12 protein-coding genes and 1 rRNA gene are annotated in these 20,074 nt (G+C 51.6%); 2 read left to right on the top strand and 11 right to left on the bottom strand.

Annotated features, from left to right (window positions below; all coding sequences use genetic code 11):
* The 10 genes from BLW29_RS18930 to BLW29_RS18885 form a co-directional block, all read right to left on the bottom strand.
* Positions 1-90: ribosomal RNA gene (locus BLW29_RS18930) — 16S ribosomal RNA — on the bottom strand; the annotation flags it as partial.
* 364 nt (positions 91-454) lie between these two features.
* Complete coding sequence (gene ligA / locus BLW29_RS18925) at positions 455-2,497, bottom strand: NAD-dependent DNA ligase LigA (protein ID WP_256208719.1); 2,043 nt, start codon at positions 2,495-2,497, stop codon at positions 455-457.
* Between the two features lie 29 nt (positions 2,498-2,526).
* Positions 2,527-4,902 (bottom strand): DNA helicase PcrA, encoded by a 2,376-nt coding sequence (pcrA, locus tag BLW29_RS18920; protein WP_090982437.1) that lies wholly within the window; start codon positions 4,900-4,902, stop codon positions 2,527-2,529.
* Positions 4,903-5,101: 199 nt separating this feature from the next.
* Positions 5,102-5,815, bottom strand: coding sequence for a heptaprenylglyceryl phosphate synthase (locus BLW29_RS18915; protein ID WP_090982435.1), 714 nt, complete (start codon positions 5,813-5,815; stop codon positions 5,102-5,104).
* 45 nt (positions 5,816-5,860) lie between these two features.
* Positions 5,861-6,229 carry an STAS domain-containing protein gene (locus BLW29_RS18910; RefSeq protein WP_090982433.1) on the bottom strand — a complete coding sequence of 123 codons (369 nt, stop codon included), beginning with the start codon at positions 6,227-6,229 and terminating at the stop codon, positions 5,861-5,863.
* A gap of 30 nt (positions 6,230-6,259) precedes the next feature.
* Positions 6,260-8,440, bottom strand: coding sequence for an ATP-binding SpoIIE family protein phosphatase (locus tag BLW29_RS18905; protein WP_090982431.1), 2,181 nt, complete (start codon positions 8,438-8,440; stop codon positions 6,260-6,262).
* Positions 8,431-10,278 (bottom strand): AfsR/SARP family transcriptional regulator, encoded by a 1,848-nt coding sequence (locus tag BLW29_RS18900; protein ID WP_090982429.1) that lies wholly within the window; start codon positions 10,276-10,278, stop codon positions 8,431-8,433. The genes BLW29_RS18905 and BLW29_RS18900 overlap by 10 nt, the downstream gene beginning before the upstream one ends.
* A gap of 215 nt (positions 10,279-10,493) precedes the next feature.
* A complete protein-coding gene (locus BLW29_RS18895) occupies positions 10,494-13,043 on the bottom strand; it encodes a U32 family peptidase (protein ID WP_090982470.1) in 2,550 nt (849 codons plus the stop codon).
* Positions 13,044-13,190: 147 nt separating this feature from the next.
* Complete coding sequence (locus BLW29_RS18890; RefSeq protein WP_090982427.1) at positions 13,191-15,077, bottom strand: stalk domain-containing protein; 1,887 nt, start codon at positions 15,075-15,077, stop codon at positions 13,191-13,193.
* A 32-nt stretch (positions 15,078-15,109) separates the two neighbouring features.
* Positions 15,110-16,225, bottom strand: a complete 1,116-nt coding sequence (locus BLW29_RS18885; RefSeq protein WP_090982425.1) for a S1C family serine protease — start codon at positions 16,223-16,225, stop codon at positions 15,110-15,112.
* Between the two features lie 244 nt (positions 16,226-16,469).
* Between BLW29_RS18885 and BLW29_RS18880 the strand changes: the two genes are divergently transcribed.
* Complete coding sequence (locus BLW29_RS18880; protein ID WP_090982423.1) at positions 16,470-17,438, top strand: sugar phosphate isomerase/epimerase family protein; 969 nt, start codon at positions 16,470-16,472, stop codon at positions 17,436-17,438.
* 154 nt (positions 17,439-17,592) lie between these two features.
* Here BLW29_RS18880 and BLW29_RS18875 read toward each other — a convergent pair whose 3' ends face one another.
* Entirely contained in the window at positions 17,593-17,805 is a 213-nt protein-coding gene (locus BLW29_RS18875; RefSeq protein ID WP_090982421.1) for a hypothetical protein, read from the bottom strand.
* 347 nt (positions 17,806-18,152) lie between these two features.
* Here BLW29_RS18875 and BLW29_RS18870 point away from each other — a divergent pair, with 347 nt between their 5' ends.
* The gene (locus BLW29_RS18870; RefSeq protein ID WP_090982419.1) at positions 18,153-19,763 is read left to right on the top strand and encodes a nitrite/sulfite reductase; all 1,611 of its coding nucleotides are present in this window, start codon (positions 18,153-18,155) and stop codon (positions 19,761-19,763) included.
* The last annotated feature ends 311 nt before the right edge of the window (positions 19,764-20,074 follow it).

Here is a 20,074-nt window from a genome sequence, read left to right as displayed (position 1 = left end):
GCTATCCCCGAAGGAATAAATCCGCTCGACTTGCATGTATTAGGCACGCCGCCAGCGTTCGTCCTGAGCCAGGATCAAACTCTCCATAAAAGTGGTCCGAAGACCGTTTATGAATTCGCTTGTTAGCTCATTCAAAATACTAGCTACGCAGATTACTCTGCGATATTTAAAACATTTTGTTGAATCTGACGTGATTCATATGTTCAGTTTTCAAAGAACTTGTTTGTCTCACTTTCGTGGTGACAAGTGATTATATTACCAGCTTCGTCATCATGTGTCAACAACTTATTTGCTTTCTGTCGAAAGCTGTATGTTGTTGTTGTCGTATGTCTCAGAAGCGACAAGAAATAATTTAACACATCCACAAACCCAATGCAACTTGTAAAAAATGACAAAGGAGCACGCCTTCTACGACTCGCGTAGAAGGCGTGCTCCTAATCATTTACTACACGAATTACTGCAACAGCTTAAGCAGCTCTTCTTCATCTTCAATAACGGTTACTCCGAGATCGCGCGCCTTCGTAAGCTTACTCCCTGCACTCTCGCCGGCGATGACGAAGTCCGTCTTCTTGGACACGCTGCCGCTGATCTTCGCACCAAGCGCCTCCAGCTTCTTCGCCGCCTCATCGCGCGTCATAAGGGAAAGCGTGCCGGTAAGCACAACGGTTTTGCCGCTGAATATGCTGTCCGTCCGCGCAGCCACTTGCTGCTCCGCTTCTGCTTTGACACCAAGTGCCAGCATGCGGTCTAAGCATTCCGAGATAATGGGATCGCTAAAGTAGGTGTGAATGCTTTCTGCGACAATCCCGCCAACGTCAGGCAAACCAACAAGCTCCTCGACAGTCGCGGCTCGTACAGCACTTAAGCTGCCGAAATGGTCCGCGAGCATCTTCGTTGTCGCTTTGCCTGTATTGGGGATACCAAGGGCAAACAGGAACGCTGCCAGATCCCGATCCTTGGATTTCTCAAGCGCATCCAGCAGCTTACGCGCCTTGCGATCACCGAAGCGATCAAGACCGATTAGTTGTTCATAGGTCAGAGCATAGAGATCCGCAGGGTCGCGGACTCCGCATTCATCAAACAGCTGTTCTGCTGTCATGATGCTGAACGATTCGATATCCATCGCATCACGGGACGAGAAATGAGTAATGCGTCCGATTGTCTGCGGTCTGCAGCCAAGCTTGTTACTGCAGAACAGATGCGCTCCACGCAGCTCAAGCGGCGTTCCGCAAGAAGGACATTCGGTAGGCGCTATGATTTCTACGCCGGGCTCGTCGTCAGCTTTGCCCAGAATTTCCGGAATGACGTCGTTGGAACGGCGAATGATGACATGCGTGCCAAGCGCGAATTTAAGATTCTTGCGTTCAATATCACCGATATTGTTGAGCGTACAATTCTGCACCGTAACGCCTGCGAGATCAACAGGCTCGACGCGTGCGACCGGTGTGATTTTGCCGGTACGGCCCACTTCCCAGGATACAGACTCCAGGATCGTCGTCGTCTCTTCGGCCTCGAACTTGAACGCAACAGCCCAGCGCGGGAATTTATCGGTATAGCCGAGCGCTTCGCGCGTCCGCATGTCCGTCAGCTTCACGACTGCACCATCAATGAGGAAATCATGCTCGCCTCGTCCTTCAGCAACACGTTCGAGCTCTGCCTGCACCTCTTCTATCGTCGTGCAGTAAAACGTATAAGGATTAACCTTGAACCGGTTATCCTTCAGAAACTGGATCATCTGTGCATGCTGTTCGAAGGATATGCCTTCGGCGTACCCTATATTATAGAAGAACGCATTCAGCTTCCGCTCTGCCGTAATCCTCGGATTCTGGTTACGCAGCGCGCCTGCTGCCGCATTACGTGCATTCTTCAGCGGTTCGACAGCACTTACATTGTAAGCTTCAAGCACGGAGAGATTCATAATGCCTTCGCCTTGAACCTCAATGAGACCGTCTGTGAACGGAATGGTCAGCGGGATGGAGCGGATGGTCTTCACTTGCGCCAGAATTCCCTCGCCGACAGTACCGTTGCCGCGAGTCGATGCTTGCACGAGATTACCCTCATCGTAAGTCAAATTGAGCGTAAGTCCATCGAATTTGAGCTCGATGACATAACTAGGCTCGGGCAGCGGCGTTTCGCTCGGATTCTTGGTATTATAGTCTGCGATTGCTTTCTTCACCCGAGTATTCCATGCGAGCAGATCCTCCGCGTCCTGCGCTTTATCCAGACTCCAGAGCCGGGCGCGATGACGATGAGGCTCGAAGCCTTTCAAGATATCGCCGCCAACACGCTGCGTCGGCGAATCCGGAAGCAGGCTACCTGTCTCCTGCTCCAAGCGTACCAGCTCGTCATAGAGCTCATCCCACTGTTTGTCGCTGATCGTCGGCAGATCCAGCGTATAGTAGTTGTGATTGTGCTCCGCAATGAGGTTGATTAGCTCGCGCATTCTCGCAAGCTTCATCGGCTCAATATTAGATCCCGGTTCCATCGCAGTCGTCATAGACGTTCTCCCTCTCTCGTTCAATTTCCTTATACCTTCGTAATCGGTGCAAAGCTAGCAAGCAGCTTCTTTAGTCCAACCGGAGCCGGGAATGCGATTTGGAGCTCCTTGTCATTGCCGGTACCCCGGACGGAGACAATCGTGCCGATGCCCCACTTGCCGTGTGACACTTTATCGCCGGCTACAAACTCGCCGCCTGCTCCCGCTCCTGCTGCTGCCCCTGATGCTGCTCGCGCCGCATCCATAGGCGAAGTAACTCTAACGCCGCTGCTATTGCTGCCAGCTCCGGATAAAGAGCCTGATCGCGCTGCAGGCGATGGCGCACCGCTACGGAATCCAAACCCCGTCGAACCTGCAGCTCCGGCACCTGCCGCGCCACCTCCGCCAATACCTCGACTGCCAGAACCGAACCCGATTCCGCCGCCTGCCGGACGGCCTCGTCCTGTTGCGGATGCATCGGTCTTCAGCTCATCCGGCACCTCCCGAAGGAATCGCGAAGGCATATTCGCATTCGTCCGGCCAAACAACGTACGCATCCGAGCGCTTGTCAGATAAAGCTGCTTCTCCGCGCGTGTAATCCCAACGTAGGCAAGTCGGCGCTCCTCTTCCAGCTCCTCGTTATCATTCATTGCCCGACTGTGAGGAAATACACCTTCCTCCATCCCGATAATGAATACGATCGGAAACTCCAGGCCTTTGGCGCTGTGCATCGTCATCAGCACGACAGCATCCTTCACGCCGCCTTCCGGCTCATCTTTATCCATCGAGTCAATGTCTGCAATAAGAGCAAGATCCGTTAGGAATGAAACCAAGGATTTGTCTTCATTACGCTTCTCAAAGTCCTGCGTTACGGAGAGAAACTCGTCGATATTCTCTAATCGTGCTTTCGACTCCAGTGTGTTCTCACGCTGCAGTTCCTCGCGATAGCCGCTTAGCTCCAATACCTTCTCCGTCAACTCTGTAACGGATAAGTATTCCACCATACGCGTCAGGTTATCGATAATATCGCGGAATTCCGCAAGCGCCGTGCGGGCACGCCCCGTCACATCAAGCCAGTCCAGCTGCTCTAACAGCGCAAAGACCGAAATCCCGCGCAGTCCCGCTTCGTCAAACAGTTTGGCAACGGTCGTATCGCCAATTCCCCGCTTAGGGACATTCACAATCCGTTGGAAGCAGATATCATCATCCGGATTCGAAACGAGCCGCAAGTAAGCGAGCAGGTCCTTGATCTCTTTGCGATCATAGAACTTGACGCCGCCGACGATTTGATAAGGAATATCGGATTTAATAAGTGTTTCCTCGATTACCCGCGATTGCGCATTCGTCCGGTACAGTATCGCATGATCGCCGAACTTCCGGCCGCCGCCTACGTGTTTGCGAATAGCGCCTGTCACGAAATACCCTTCGTCATGCTCCGTGTCTGCTTGGTAGACGGTAATCGCATCACCTTCGCCCTGATCGGTCCACAATTTCTTCGGCTTCCGGCCGCTGTTAAGCTTAATAACGGCATTGGCGGCATTCAAGATATTCGCGGTGGAACGGTAGTTCTGCTCCAGCATGATCGTTTGCGCTTCCGGATAGTCTTCCTCAAAGTTCAAAATATTCGTAATATCCGCCCCGCGCCACCGGTAAATCGATTGGTCGCTGTCCCCTACGACGCAAAGATTGTGATGTTTGCTGGCTAACATATTACACAACATGTATTGCGCTCGGTTCGTATCCTGATACTCGTCGACATGGATATAACGGAATTTATTCTGGTAGAAGGCAAGTACATCCGGCTCGTCCTTGAACAGCTGGATCGTCTTCATGATGAGATCGTCGAAGTCCAGCGAGTTGTTGCTCTTGAGCCGCTTCTGATAAGCGGTGTACACCTTAGATACGATGCCGTCAAAATAATCCCCGATCTTCAGCTCGAACTGCTCCGGTGAAATGAGCTCATTCTTCGCCCCGCCAAGCGCGGCCTGCACGCTCTTCGGCTCCACTTTCTTGGTATCGATATTAAGATCCTTCATGCAGTTGCGGATAACCGACAACTGGTCGGCGGAATCCAAGATCGAGAAGCTGTTCGTAAAGCCGATCCGGTTAATGTCTCTGCGCAAGATACGCACGCACATCGAGTGAAAGGTCGATACCCAAATATCTTGACCGGCATTGCCGACCAGCGCGCTAACGCGCTGCTGCATTTCCCGTGATGCTTTATTGGTAAAGGTAATCGCCAGGATACTCCATGGCGCTACTCGCTTCTTCTCGATTAAATATGCAATACGGTGCGTCAGTACGCGTGTCTTACCGCTTCCCGCTCCTGCCATGATGAGCAGCGGCCCATCTGTTGCTTGCACAGCCGCACGCTGAGGCGCGTTCAGTTTCTGAACAGCCTGGTCGATGCTGAATTCGTTTAACATAGAGAAAATAAACCCCTTTGTTCGCATTTGTTCGCCTTACTTCAGTCTAGACAACCGCCATGACTGTGTCAATTAAATCCGGGCAGATTGCAATGATTTTCCTGCAAATAAAAACGGCCTCCGAAATGACGATCCGCATGTCCGTTCAGCAGCCGATTCGTTCCGAAGCCGTTCTTGTTTATTTCCGCTTTCTTGAGCTTTACTTAGGCAGTTCCGTGGATAACACAGCATGGACCGTTGACAGCGCCGCGTCCAAATTATCATAGATCACATTACCAACGATAACCGTATGCGCTGCTTCTGCCGCCTGTCGTGCTTTGGCCGCATCATCGATCCCGCCGCCATAGAACAGCCTTGCTTCCGTCACGAGCCGAAGGGCCCGCTTCACAAGCTCCATGTCGCCGAACTTGCCGCTGTACTCCATATAGATCACCGGCAAGTGCATCAGTCGATCCGCCATATAAATATGGGCCGCTACCGTCTCGGAGTCAAGCCCTGCCTGAGCACCCGTAAGCTTCGCCGCTTGGGCTTCCTCGTTCAAGATCAGATACCCCTCTGCCGAGGTGTTCTCCCAGGGGATGAAAGCCCCGAATTTACGCAACGCCTGTATTTGTCTGCCTGCGAGCCATTCCGCCTTATCGGTATTCAGCACAAGTGGAATGAAATAATGGTCAAATCCCGGCACTGCGGCCTCTTCATTCGACACCTCAAGCGCACAAGGCACCTCATACCGGCGAATTCGCGACATAAGATCAACGGTATTGTCAAACGTAACACCGCTTGATCCGCCCACTAGGATAGCATCGGTTCCGGACATGCAGATGGCATCGAGCCGCGCATCACTGATTTCACGTTCCGGATCCAGCTTAAATACATGCCGCCATTCTTTATATAGTGCCGATTGCAGTTCCATGTTGCCCTCCGCTTAATTTAGATATCCTGCCAACCTTGAGCCGACTTACAGCTCAAGCGCCTCAATGCGCTGCATAACGGCAAATTCATTGGGATAAATCATCATAAACTCCGTTAAGCCTACCATGCGGAACAACTTCTCGTAATGGGGCGTAATGCCCCATGCGAAAGTATGTACGCCTGCTTTGCTCCCCATCCGAGCAAGCCGGATCAGTACAGCCATTCCGCCGCTATTAATATAATCGACTTTCGTCAGATCCAGCGCCATAAACCGGATGCTTCGGCCGAGCTCCGATTCTTGCTCAAAACCCGCAATCAGCTTGCCCTCGGCTGCCTTGCTCAAATCGCCTTCCAACTTCAATACCATCCCGCTTGGGAATTTCCGCGTTTCAATTTGCAAGGGCTGTTCGCTCATCTTCTCAAGCCTCCTTATCCAGGTCATCGGTTATCCGCCAGAAGCCGTCTGTAATTTTCTCATAAAATAAAGTTCCGTATAAAATCCGCGCTCATCTCGGCCAGTTGTCCAGTAATCCGCAAGCGTATCAATCATAACCAGTCCCCAGCCTCTAGGGTCCTCTGATTCCAGCTTCTTGCGCATCTCCGCTTCATCTCGGGAGAGCCTTGGATAATAGCCGCCGCCTTCATCATAAATGCGGCAAACGGACAGCATGCCGCCGATTTGGGCGATAACGGTAACGTATGTATTCGGCTGCAGCTTGTTGCCATGCTCGATCGCATTAATCATCGCTTCGCACACGGCGCTTTGGACATCCTCTTTGATTACGGATTCCGGCCATCTCTCTTGCATCCAATCACCCAGCTTCAAGGCAATAAGCCGCTCCTCGCCAAGCTTGCTGCGCAGGGTCCATTCACGGGTCATAAACGGATTATCGAACGCCGCCGCTACGTCACCGTAATCGCCACGCGGAAGATCCAGCTTATCCAGCGCGCTGCGATATTCACCTGCAAGCTCCAGAACGACGACGGTGCGATCGTCCTGACCCGGCCCGCATGCTTCATCAACACGAGCAAGCCACTCATCCACTACTACAGACAAGTCACCTTCAGATGCCCAGGTCGCAATTTCCGCTTCGAGCCCTTCAAAACTGTACATATTGCCTGTGTGATCGACCGCTTCAATTAATCCATCGGTATACAGCAGGAACCGATCCCCGTCCTTCAACTGCAAGTCTTTCTCCTCGTAGACAGCCTCAGGGTCAATCCCGATCGGAAGCGAGCTGCAATCGATCGCGGCGAATTGCCCGTCCTTAGAAATGATGTAGGGCGACAGATGCCCTGCACTGGCATATTGCACCTTATTATTAGTTAAATCGATGACGCCTACACCGATGGAAACACATCCTTCGTCCCCCATCGCCTCGCACAGCTGTCGGTTCATACGGGCCAGCACTTCCGAAGGGCTGCCGTTTCTCCGAATCTCGGAGCGGAACACAAGCAGCTGCGCCGACATAATGAGTGCCGCGGGCAATCCTTTGCCTGACACATCACCGATCATCACTGCAAATCGGCTGGGGCCGAGTGACACCACATCGAAGAAATCCCCGCCAACTTCACGGTAGGATCGGCAGCGTGAGGTAATGTGATAGGCACCTATCGTCAGATTCCCGGGCGGAAGGAGCTTCTGTTGCACATTGTAAGCCATTTTTAATTCCCGCTCCAGTGATTCGTATTCCCGATTAATCCGATTCTGCAGCTCACTGTAGGCTACCGCGAGTTCTCCGGCTTCGTCATGCACAATAGACGGTGTATGGGCATTCCGGATATCCGTTCCGCCAACAAGTCCGCGAATATCCCGAATGAGGCCGCGAAGCTCCTGCCTGAATTGCATCGTCACATAACTGAACAAACTTAATCCGATTAAGAAATAAAATAAAGCAATCAGTCCGAATTTGTAAGGCTCCATCGATTCATGCGGTCTCGCTGTCACAATGGCCAGCTGAAACAAACTCAGAATCGTGACCAGAAACGTACATGTATACGTAATCACAAGCGGTTGCGAGAACGAAGCCCGTCCATCAAAGCTGCCGGACAGCGGCTGGAGCTTCATCATATAAGGACGAAACAGTCGCCGCACGGAGGTGAAGAGTACAAGCGCCACCGTCATGATGAGACTCTGCTCCCCCGCCATAATGCCGGTCAATTGCAGCCAATCGATGGATTCGCCTTGCTCTTCCTCATTCCACACCTGGATAAGATCGACCAAGTGAAAGCTTGCTGAGATCAGCAGTCCGATCAGCAGCACACTGATAAGCAGCTCATAAGGCATGCGATACAAACGAACGAGTGCCGCACTCGTCAGACTGTTGTCCCGTTGTATACCCGTCCTTGTGGAAGACGAAGCATCTTCTTGGAGCTCCTTAATGACGGGCTGCAGCCGCCACGCCGATGCGCAAACAAGAACGACCGCAAGCATAACCGCCCCGAGCACGTTCACGATGAACGGAAAAGGGAACATCGCTTCAAAGTGCGCGACCAATATCGTTTCCGCCCGCAAAATCAATAAACTGAGCACCAGCGCAATGACATATATGAGCAACAGCCGATTAAGCAGCGAGCGTCCCGCATAGGAAGGCCGATTCTTATTCTGTGTCGTCATCAATTCCATAGCAGGCTCCTAACCTCTTCAAGCGGTTCACTGCCCAGTTCCTCTTTGCATACGCGCTCCAGGCGCCGGTACCAGCCGATTGCTTCAATTCGCCGATCTCCGCGCAAGCAAAGTCTAATCATGGCCTCGTACGCTTCTTCCTGTTCGGGCCGCAGCGCAATCCATTCAGCCAAACTCTGCTCTACTCTTGCCTCGTCATGCAATTCACCGTAGTAGCCTGCGATTCGCTTGATCATATTCGTCTGACGATCCAGAAGCTGCTCCCTGACTCGCTCCAGCCACTCTGCATAGGGAAGTTCCGTTCCAAGCAGGCCGTAGAGAGGCAACGCCTTGTCGTATAAGCGGCAAGCCTCTTCGCGATCGTCTGCCCAAAGCTGATCGCCAACACGGGACAACGTCAGATAGCTTTCCACGTCGATCGCTTCAAAAGTGACTTCCGATATGCCTACGACGCCGCGTTTGGCATAAACGAGGTCCTCCGGCATGCCGAGTTCCTTTAACGAGGAACGCAAGTCATGAAGGGTAACATACAGCTGATTGGAGCGTTTAGCCGGATCGCCTTCTCCGAAAACCTTTTCAATTACTTGCTCTCTGTTTGCCTTATAACCCGGCTGAAGCAATAAATAGACGAGCAATTCCCCGGCTTTCCGCCGCTTCCATACCGGTTCAGCCAGCTTGCCTTCAGGTGTACTGAAGCTGATCCCGTCAATGAGCTGTACCCGCCATTTGGCCGTATTGATTTCAGCGGTAGGCGCATGGTCATCGTAGCTCTCCGGCGTAGGTTCCAAACCTGCACCTTGTACTTCTTCTCTATTCAACAGACCAGCCCCTAACTGCTGATCTAACTCGTTTAGCTGCTGCTGCCTAATTTGCTCTTGGGCGAAGAATGTAATTGTGTTGGCTTCCACATTCGCCTGATCGTCCATGGACTGCTTGAGCTCCGCTGCAAATCGGTCAATAGCCGGTGTGGAGACTAGTTTACGCAGCCGATCCAGCTTCGGATAGAATTGTTCCGCCTCCGCAAGCTGCCCTTCTTGAAGAAGCCGTTTCATTCGAGCTCCGCTGGCAAAGATCGAGCTTTCAATATCCTCAGCCAAATCTGCCGAAAGATTCTCTTCCGGCTGCTGCATCAGAATCGCTTTGCTCAAATAAGCAAAACGTTCAGGCAGCATCGCGCACAATTCCGCACCAGGCTCCTTACTCGTCAGCAAATGAACCAGCACTGTACCCGATGGGTTGTTCACCATATGGCGTTTGAGCCAGTGCAGCCACAGCTGCCAATCGGGATGCTCCTTCTCGAGGGGATCAAACAACAGCCGATCGAGCAGCACAAACCCGAGCCAAAGCGGCTTGCCTTCTTCTCTGAAACGTTCAGCGGACATAATAAAGAGACGCTGTGCCTGCTCATATTGAGCAGCACCATTAGCTGCCGCATGGGCCAGTGCCCACGGCACGAAACCGCTGCAGTTCTCCGGGTTACGTGCCCACTCCTGTGCCAGCAGTGCCATTACAGGCTTAGACTCCTGCTTATCGCCTACCTGCTCATACAAAAGTCCCAGCATCGCCATCATCGTCAGCATCGAGGAATCATCCGCTTGTGCGGCGAAACCTCGGAGTGCAGCTTCCAGTCTCAGCTTGGTTTCGACTAACCGTCCCCTAAGCAAACCGTCCTCACATTCAGCGCGAAGCAGCAGCGGCGATTTCATTCTTATATCAGCCGGAATGGCCAATAATTGCGCAATAGCGGGCATTTGGCCATCAAGAATGGTCCGTTCGGCTTTCAATACTTCCATTTGCCAACCGTCTTGGTTGGTCTTCACCTTGTTAGGTTGTTTCATTGGTCATCCTCACCAAGCCTATTTTATTCTCGACTTCCGGCACGCAATCCTACTAGCCAGCACGAAATGTACACAACAGTAATTAATGCTACTATTCGCCCCCCAATCCCGAAAACCTCCCTGTCTGTCGAAAATGAAAGAAATTTGTAAGGGCTCGAGTTAGGTAATTAAGACTATATAACAAAAGAGAGGCCGCCTTAGCTGCCCCTCTACTCTTATTTGACCAGCTGACCTCTTGTAACGCCCAGCTGATTAATGGCTTTCAAGCTGCGCCATACTTGCGTACCGCCAATTCGTCCGGCGATGGCATCGCTGTACAGCTCGATAACTTCGTCTACTTTATCGGCGGTCTCTTCCAGAAACTCGATCCGGAAAGCAGCTACGCCAAGATCACCGAACTGTTTGATGTATTCGGCGCCCGATTGCTCGATGGCGTTATAGACCGTATTCCGGCAGCCTTCATCGACGCGAACCGGATGAGACATCCCGATCCGGTCCTGCAGCGACACGCGGCGATCTTCACACGGTCTGCCGCAGTTGGTGAAATCCGTACCTTCGCTCAGGAACGTGCAATATACGCAGTGCTCCGTATGGAACATCGGCAAATGCTGATGAATAACGACTTCCATGCGCGACGTATCGCTGTTGCGAAGCAAATCAAACATTTGCTGTACGTTCAAGTCATAGGACGGCGTGACCAGGCTGCAGCCGGCATCGAAGAAGAGATCAGCTGCTTTATGATTCGCGATATTCAGCGAGAAGTCCCCGATTAGCGTTGGGAACGGCTCATTCGGCTGGGAAGCGCGCGCCCGCAAGTAGTAATACAGCGCACCTGTATTCCGTACCAGCACGGCATCCGGCTTCAGCTTCAAAATATTCGCATGGTAGCCGTTCTCGTTCGGCATATGGATCCGCGGCGTCACCAGCCCAATCGGCTTGCCTGCGCTCCGCGCAAGCTCCATCGCAGCGGGAAGCTGCTTGATGAACTCGAAATCGGCATACACCATGCCGACTTTCTCGGAACGTACCGCAGCTTCAAGCTGCGGCAAGCTGCGGCAGAGCACCGTCAGCTTGGCCCCAGCGCCGCGGCCTGCGGCCGCAAGCTCGCCACCGGCGCCGACGCTGCCTTCGCTCGCGCCGCGGCTGCGCACGTCGTCGTAAACCTCGACGGCGCGCTTCACATACACGGGCGGCTTCGGCCGCTCGCCCGCCAAAGCCTCGGCCGCTTCACGGCGCATCCGGTTCAGCTCGCGCATCGGCACGATGAGGTCGCCCTGCAGGTCGACCTCCAGCGACTCGAGCTGATATACCGTGCCGCCAAGGCGGCCCAATTGCTCTTCGAGCAGCGCGTGGTCCATCGGACGTTTCTCCGCATGCTCGAGCAGAAGCTCGGAGGCAACCTCAACGGTATTGCCCTTCTCGACATCGGTCCACCACGTGCGGAGCGGCTGTCCGAGCCCGCCGGTTACTTTCACATGCAGCGGGAATACGCGGTAAGGCTTCTCGGTCTCATACGAAGCACGAAGACGTTTGTCCAGCGCCGGGTCGTTTGTTTTCCAAACCCGATCGCCAACATGAACCTTGCGCAGGTCAATATCGTTACGGCCCGGCACCAATTCAATGACTGTTCCCTCTTGAGCTTCACCTTCAAACTTCGTTCCTTGTCTGCGCAAATCATAGACGCGGCCGCCTTCTTCCTTCTTCGTCGGATCTCCCGCGTCGAAGACAATTCCGTCGCCGCGTTTAAGCGGCGCTTCGATCCGGCATACGACGGCATCGCGAAGCACCCGCTCCACGCGTCCAAGGTAGACGCCGCGGCTCTTCGGAAACGTACCTTCTACGAGCTTCTTGTTGTTGGTTCCGGTTAGGAAGCCATGCGTGAATCCACGCGAGAAGCTCTGCTGCAGCTCGCGGATATCTTCCTTCGAAGGGGCAGAGCGATCCCCGTCGAAATATTTATCAATCGCCTTGCGGTATTTGCTTACCACGTTGGCTACATATTCAGGGCTTTTGAGACGGCCTTCGATTTTGAAGGAGGTTACGCCAGCTTCAATTAGTTCAGGTACAAGCTCAACAGCTGCGAGATCCTTCGGCGAAAGCAGGTACGTCACATCGCCCATCAGCTTCTGCTCGCCATCTACCATCAGATCGTACGGAAGTCGGCAAGCTTGCGCGCATTCGCCGCGGTTAGCGGAACGACCGCCCCACATCTCTGAGGTCAGACACTGACCGGAGTACGATACGCACAGAGCGCCATGAACGAACACTTCCATCGGCAGCTTCGCTTGCTCGCCGATCGTCTTGATTTGCTTTAAATTATTCTCCCGGCCAAGCACGACGCGTTCGATAGCGAACGGTTTCGTGAACTCTACCGCTTCCGGAGACGTAATCGTCATCTGAGTGGAGCCATGAATCGGGAAATCCGGCGACAGCTCGCGAATGAGCTTCACCAGTCCGAGATCCTGCACGATAACTGCATCAACACCAGCATCGATACAAGCTTCTATTAACTGTTTCGCGCTGTTCAGTTCCTCTTCAAACACCAATATATTAAAGGTCAGGAATCCTTTAACGCCGTAGCTGTGCAGGAATGCCATAACTTCCGGCAGCTCATCCGTATGAAAATTATTCGCCCGCGCCCGTGCATTGAACTTCTCTACGCCAAAAAAAACAGCGTCGGCTCCATTTGCCACAGCTGCCCTCATGCAGTCCCAATCGCCGGCCGGTGCCAGCAGTTCGACATCTTGCCGCTTCAACATTACCATCTTGACTTCCGCCATCCTTATCTATCAATCACTTATTTGTTTTAAGTGTACCAGAGCTTACGCCTAAACAAAAGCGACCCGCTTGCGCAAAAGCCGCTCCCCTCCGAAATATTTCCGGTTGGAAGCGGAGCATTTGTGATCTGGGAGCTAATTTGTAAACGCAAACGAATGAACAGCCTTCTCGATTTGACTGAGATTGCTCTCGGTGAGGTTGGCTTGGTTTAGCGCATAGGAGATTAAATAAACGCCTCCATGCATTTCCACCACATAATAGACGAGTTTTACCGGTACATCGAGATCGTTCATTTCCCATTCCACTTTCGTAACGGGAATTCCATTTCCGATTGTCGACGGGCCGGATGACGTAATACGGGCACCTGATTTGACCATTTCAGGGTCTGTTGTAATGTACTTCTTTAATGTTTCATTATATTCGCTTGCTTCCCGATCTTCCCAGACGTTAATGACGAAAGATCCTTCAGGCAAAGCATACTCGACCGTGTCTTCCTCGAAGTTTTTCTTCGTTGCGGTCCACGACTGAGGCAAAGCAATGGAATAACCGTACGTATTGCTTTTCTTCGTTACCGTCATTCCGGCAAGCCCTGTGTCATCTCCGAGATCGGTAAAATTCTTCTCGATAAATGCGGTGTCGATGTCCGCAAACGCTGCTATTTGAGCGAACAAAGCATCACCTTTCACCGGCTCATTAAAGTAAAAGAAATCGATCTCATACTTATGGGTACCGGAGATGAAGAAAACTTGATACTCCTTATTCCAGTCTTTCTTGTCGTACGTATATTCGTAACTGAGCACTTCCGCCTTTCCATCCGGCAGTATAACGGTCGACTCTGAGATATTGCGAACATAATCAGGCAAAGTGGTTTCTTCCAATTGCTTACGTGAACGTTTCAACCATTCTCCCGCCGTATCCCCCGCTTGCAAGGAACTGACTGCAAAGGTTAAATAGCCGTCATCACTTGTAAAAGCAGGCATAGACTCTTCCTTCACTCTAGCCCAATCGACTGGAAGTTTGACGGTAAACCCAAAGTCCGCGTCCGAAATCGTAATCCTGTTGTCCTTCACCTTCGTAACATCTTTAATGCTCGCGTCACTCTTGGCAAAAGAAGGCTTGAAACTGTCCATAACGGATTGATAAGCATTTAATTTCTCGCGGGAGTCGGATTTAATACCCACGGCAATGAAATAGATTCGAGTACCGACCTGGATAACGCGGTTGTCGTAGAACCACCCATCCCGATCTTTGCTGATCATCCGCTCAAAGCTCAGGGTGCCAAGGGTGATTGTCTTCTTCTCGACTGCAAACTCACCTTCAGAGAAATAACCAATAATATAATCGCGAAGTTCTTCGCGGGTATAGGCTTGATCCACGTCTTCAACAAACACGCTAACGCGGCGGTCTTCCTGCGCGGAAGCCCATTGCGTTGCGCTTCCGTTATCGGATTGATAGCTTAGTGCCAAATCCGAAGGATAGTTCATCGTCCAGCCATAGTAGCTGTCGCCGACCTTCGTTTTGCCTGCATCCGAATTAATGCCGCCGGTGTTTGAGCCCGCTGCTGAACCGTTTGCTTTAACGCCGTTAATGGTGATTTGATTGCCGCTGAGTGACAGCGTGGCACCAAATGCCGATACAATGACTCGAAGCGGCACCATCGTGACACCGTTCACGATTTTCGGTTCAGCCGTCAGCGTTATCGGTGCACCGTTAACTTTAACGATTGTGCTGCCGATCGTCAGGACAACCTTCGTTGCATTATAGGAGAGCGTAATGATCTTATTGTTCTCCAGCTTGAGGCCTGCTCCGAATGCTTTGGTAATGACGCTTAAGGGAACCATGGTCGTGCCGTTCAACTTAAACGGCTTCTGAATCGTGGACGTGCTGCCGTTCACGGATAGAGTCGGACTGCCGATCGCCAGTTTGATAACCAGCTTGTCTGCTGCCGCTCCGGCGGTCATCGGCATAAGTGCGAATACCATGCAAGCCGTAATGAGAATAGCCAGCCATTTCTTCATCATCGTAAGTGGAATCTCCCTTATAAGGTAGTGTATTACTTGGATTCGGCAAGCGTTATTTGCTTCGTAATCAGGTCGCCTTCCGACTGGAGCATAATTTCGATCTGCTGTCCGGGCAAGTAGCCCTTTAGCAGTTCATTAATCTCTACAATTGAAGCTACTTGCTTGCCGCCAACGGAAAAGATCTGATCGCCCGGATGAAGATTGGCTTTCTTCGCCCCTTCACTCCAGACCGACTCGATTGCCAGCGGTTCTGTTGTCGGCAAGCCGACGATAGCAGACCAGCTTTCTTCCAGCTCCACACCAAGCGATGGCCGCTTTACCTTGCCGTATTTGAAAAATTGGTTAACCACGTATCGAACGGTATCTGCCGGAATGGAAAAGCCCAGACTTTCGACGCCATCGCTGACAAATTTCAGTGAATTGATTCCGATTACCTGCCCCTTCACATTCACAAGCGGTCCTCCGCTATTGCCCGGATTAATTGCAGCATCGGTCTGGAGCAGCTTGTAGTAGGACGCGATGGAACGATTCATGCCACTAAGAATACCGGTTGTTGCCGTATTACGGAGGGAGAACGACACAGGTGTGCCAATCGCGATGACCGGCTCCCCTACTTCGAGTTGAAGCGGCACGGATGCGAAGGTGGCCGGCTTCAGCTTCGTTGCATTGATTTTGACCAGAGCCAAGTCGCTCGTCTCATCGATGTTGACCCGCTTGCCTGCATACTGCTTGCCATCGGCAGTTACCACTACAATGTTCTGCATATCCTTCACGACATGGGCATTCGTCACGATCCAGCCATCCGCCTTCCAGATGACTCCTGTTCCATGCGCCAGCGCAAATCGGTTCGAGTCGCCGATTTCGGTTGGCTTTCCAATGATGCCTACCACAGATGGGGACACTTTCTTGATGACTTCCGGTATCTGCGATTTAGGCGTGTATGTATAGCTGTGCGTCTTCGAATCATAAACTCCGGTTCCGCCGAGCGCTTCTGTCATCGCACTCGCCTTTACATAAACCTCTCCGTTAATGATCTTCGCATCTAGTGCGGCGGTCGTGGAGCCTCCTGCTGCTATTACGGTACCGGTCATTAACAGTGCTCCTGCCGTTATAACGGCACAGGCCATTCGCCACCCTCTTCGTCCCATCGGATTCCTCCTACTTTCTCGCAGCTGCTACTCTACTATGAACACTAGTAATTCTAGGAAGATTCTACTATATCTAACCAAAACAAACAATTGCGAGAATGCTGCCTGCAAGGAGTCAGTTTTTGTCCACTTACTATGCTTTTTTGGCATTGGAGACGTTGAATCTTAACCTTGTCTTCTGCCCATGCTATAATAAGTAATGCCATTCGCAATACATATCCATTTGGGAGGTAACTATACACGTATGAAACTCGGCGTATTCTCGGTCCTATTCGCACAGAAATCATTCGAAGATGCACTCGATTACATCGCATCTAAAGGTTTGGATGCCATTGAAATCGGAACAGGCGGCTACCCAGGCAACGCACACTGCGATCCTGACACTCTGCTTGCTGACGAAAGCAAACTCCAAGCATTCAAAGATGCAATTGCATCCCGCGGCTTGACGATCAGCGCACTTAGCTGCCACGCTAACCCGCTTCACCCGCAGAAAGCGATCGCAAGCGAGCATGACGCTGTCATCCGCAAAACGATCGTACTCGCTAACAAACTTGGCGTTTCTGTTGTCAACACATTCTCCGGCTGCCCAGGCGACCATGAGGATGCGAAATATCCGAACTGGCCGGTTGCCCCATGGCCGAACGATTTCCAAGACATCTTGAAATGGCAATGGGAAGAGAAAGTCATCCCTTACTGGAGCGAGATCGCTAAGCTGGCTACAGAGAACAACGTGAAGATCGGTCTGGAGCTGCACGGCGGCTTCTCCGTTCACAGCCCTGCAACATTGCTTCGCCTGCGTGAAGCTTGCGGCGATGCGATCGGCGCTAACCTTGACCCAAGCCACATGTGGTGGCAAGGAATCGATCCGGTTCAAGCGATCCATATTCTTGGACGCGCTGGCGCGATTCACCACTTCCATGCCAAAGATACAACGATTGACACGAATAACGTGAACAAGCACGGCGTAACGGACATGCAGTCCTATGCACTGATGCTTGACCGCGCTTGGCAGTTCCGTACAGTCGGTTACGGTCACGATATGAAGGTCTGGGCTGACATCATCAGCGCGCTTCGTCTTGTCGGCTACGACTACGTTGTCAGCATCGAGCACGAAGACGGCCTGATGTCCGTTGACGAAGGCTTCACGAAAGCTGTTCAAAACCTGCAATCCATCCTCATCAAAGAGCCGCTTGGCGAGATGTGGTGGGTTTAATCCCTATTGAAGAAACTCCGGCCTTTGTTGGCCGGAGTTTTTTTGTTGTATAGCTGCATTGTTACATTGCATCGGGGTACAAAAAAAGCCGCTCGGCTCTCCTGCACATGCTGCGCAAGAACCGGAGCGGCTTATATCGGTACGGCTGTATGTATTACTGCAGCCAGACTTTGAAAATCATAACGTAATTCGCAAATGCGAACACGAGCAACGATACCGTTGCAAATCCGATTGCAAATACATTTTTCTTCGGGCGAGCCATGAGCAGACGAACCCAGCCGATGAAAATAACGATCGTGAACAACAGCATCATAATATCCATGGGATCGAATTTTGCGATTGTTGCTACTTTTTCAGCAAGAAACATTGGTGAAGACCTCCTTATTTTCGCACGTAGCCTATATTAGTTATGTTAGCCTCATCACGGGCTCGATGCAAGCCACAATCGAGAATCGTAACAAGTTTGTCACCATTCATAGAAGTAACGTATCGAGAACGTGGATACTTTCTTATATTTTGACGAAGGTTCCTTCATTATAACGAGATCCTTCATCATTTATAATTAATCCTTATAGTTGTCCCCTTGCTTCTCATTGTCGCATGGTTTGAATTATGTTACCATTCATAAGAGTAATTTCATACGGAAATCGTCGGATTTTCGAACCCTTTAGAGCAGCGCAAACCGAGCATAACATTCCTAGGAGGAACGAAGCAATGGCATATGAAGCCGTATGGATGAATGACCCTTCCAAATTAAATAAATTTGAGTTTATTAAAATGGAAAAAGACGGTCTGGATGTAATTCGCACCATCATCGATAAGTATTCGAAGGAAGGATATGCGTCCATTCCCGAAGACGATATGAACCGTTTCAAATGGGCCGGCGTTTATGAGCAGAAGCCCCGCGAAGGCTACTTCATGATGCGTATCCGGATTAACACCGGTATTCTTACATCTGCGCAAGCACGTGCAATTGCTTCCATCGGCCGCGATTACGGTCGTGATCTCATCGACGTCACAACACGTCAAGCGATTCAATACCACTGGCTTAAAGTGGAGGATCTGCCTGACATCTTCAACCGCCTCGAAGCGGTTGGCTTGTACTCCTACGAAGCTTGCGGCGACTGCCCTCGTACGATTGTCGGCAACCCGCTTGCCGGTATCGACCGCGACGAGTTGATGGATACACGCGAGCTTGTTGAACAGGTGAATGATTTCTACCTGATGAACCGTGATTTCTCCAATTTGCCTCGCAAATATAAAATGTCCATTTCTTCAAACATCTATAACAATGCTCATGCAGAGATTAACGATATTGCCTTCACGCCTGCAACTAAGGTGATTGATGGCGAAGAGGTTATCGGCTTCCACGTGTATGTAGGCGGCGGATTGTCCGCGAAGCCGCATCTGGCTAAAGAGCTGGATATGTTCGTTCGTCCGGAAGACGTGCTCAAGGTTTCAATCGGCGTTACGACCATCTTCCGTGACTTCGGTTACCGCGAGAAGCGTCACCAAGCTCGCTTGAAGTTCCTGATGGCAGACTGGGGTCCTGAGAAGTTCCAAGAGAAGCTCATCGAGATTATCGGCGAAATGCCAACTGCGGGCGAAAGCAAGATTGTAGGCTGGAACGCCGTTTACTACGATGGTGTATACCCGCAGAAACAAGAAGGCTTGAACTTCATCGGTTTGAACGTACCGGTAGGACGTACAAACTCCGATGAACTGGAGCAGCTTGCCGATGCAGCCGACAAGTTCGGTGATGGCACGATCCGTACGACAATGTCGCAAAACATTATGCTTGCCGGCGTTCCTGACGACAAGGTCGAAGAAGCGCTGCAAGTACCTGTTCTGAAACGTCTATCGCCGAATGCGAAGCCATTCATGAGCCGTACCGTTTCTTGCACAGGTAACGAGTTCTGTAACCTGGCTGTCGTGGAAACGAAGGAACGCGCTCGCCGCGTTGCAGAGTACCTCGATGAGCGAGTTGAACTGGATGAGAAAATCCGCATTCACTTCATCGGCTGCCCGAACGCTTGCGGTCAGAAGCATATTGCCGACATCGGTCTGCAAGGCGCTCTTGTGAAGACGCCTGATGGCATGGTTGATGCATTTGATATCGCCGTTGGCGGTATTCTTGGACCAGGCGCGAAGTTTAACGAATCGCTGAAGGGCCGCGTCAAAGGCGATGACCTTGGCGGCGTGCTTGCTCAGCTGCTGCTGTTCTACAAAGAGGACCGCGAGTCCGGCGAAACGTTCCACAACTTCGTGAAACGTGTAGGCGTACCGGCGTTCCAAGAGAAACTAACGGCTATTTTGGCAAGCTAATTGTTAATCAAGTTAACAGCCCATCCTCTAATGAGGATGGGCTGTTTTGTTGTCGATAAGGTTCCTACGGCCCCACCTTCGCCACGCTAACGAACCGTGGAGGTCTTATTCGCGAGAAAAAATCACTTCAATTATTCTAATGAATCACAGAGGTCTTATTGCACCGAAAATCGCAGAAAACACGAGTTATTTATTAAATAAGACCTGTACGGTTAGTTACTGCGCGGAGAGTTTATTTTGCGCACTCTCAGCATCCAGCGTGTGGGGGGAACGTTTTATGTTTGTTTGTAGAACTAATGAAGAAGGGACTG

Source organism: Paenibacillus sp. CF384 (genome assembly GCF_900106745.1).
GTDB lineage: Bacteria > Bacillota > Bacilli > Paenibacillales > Paenibacillaceae > Paenibacillus_Z.
The sequence above is the reverse complement of the archived record's forward strand: the minus strand, read 5'-3'. Positions and strand labels throughout refer to the sequence as shown.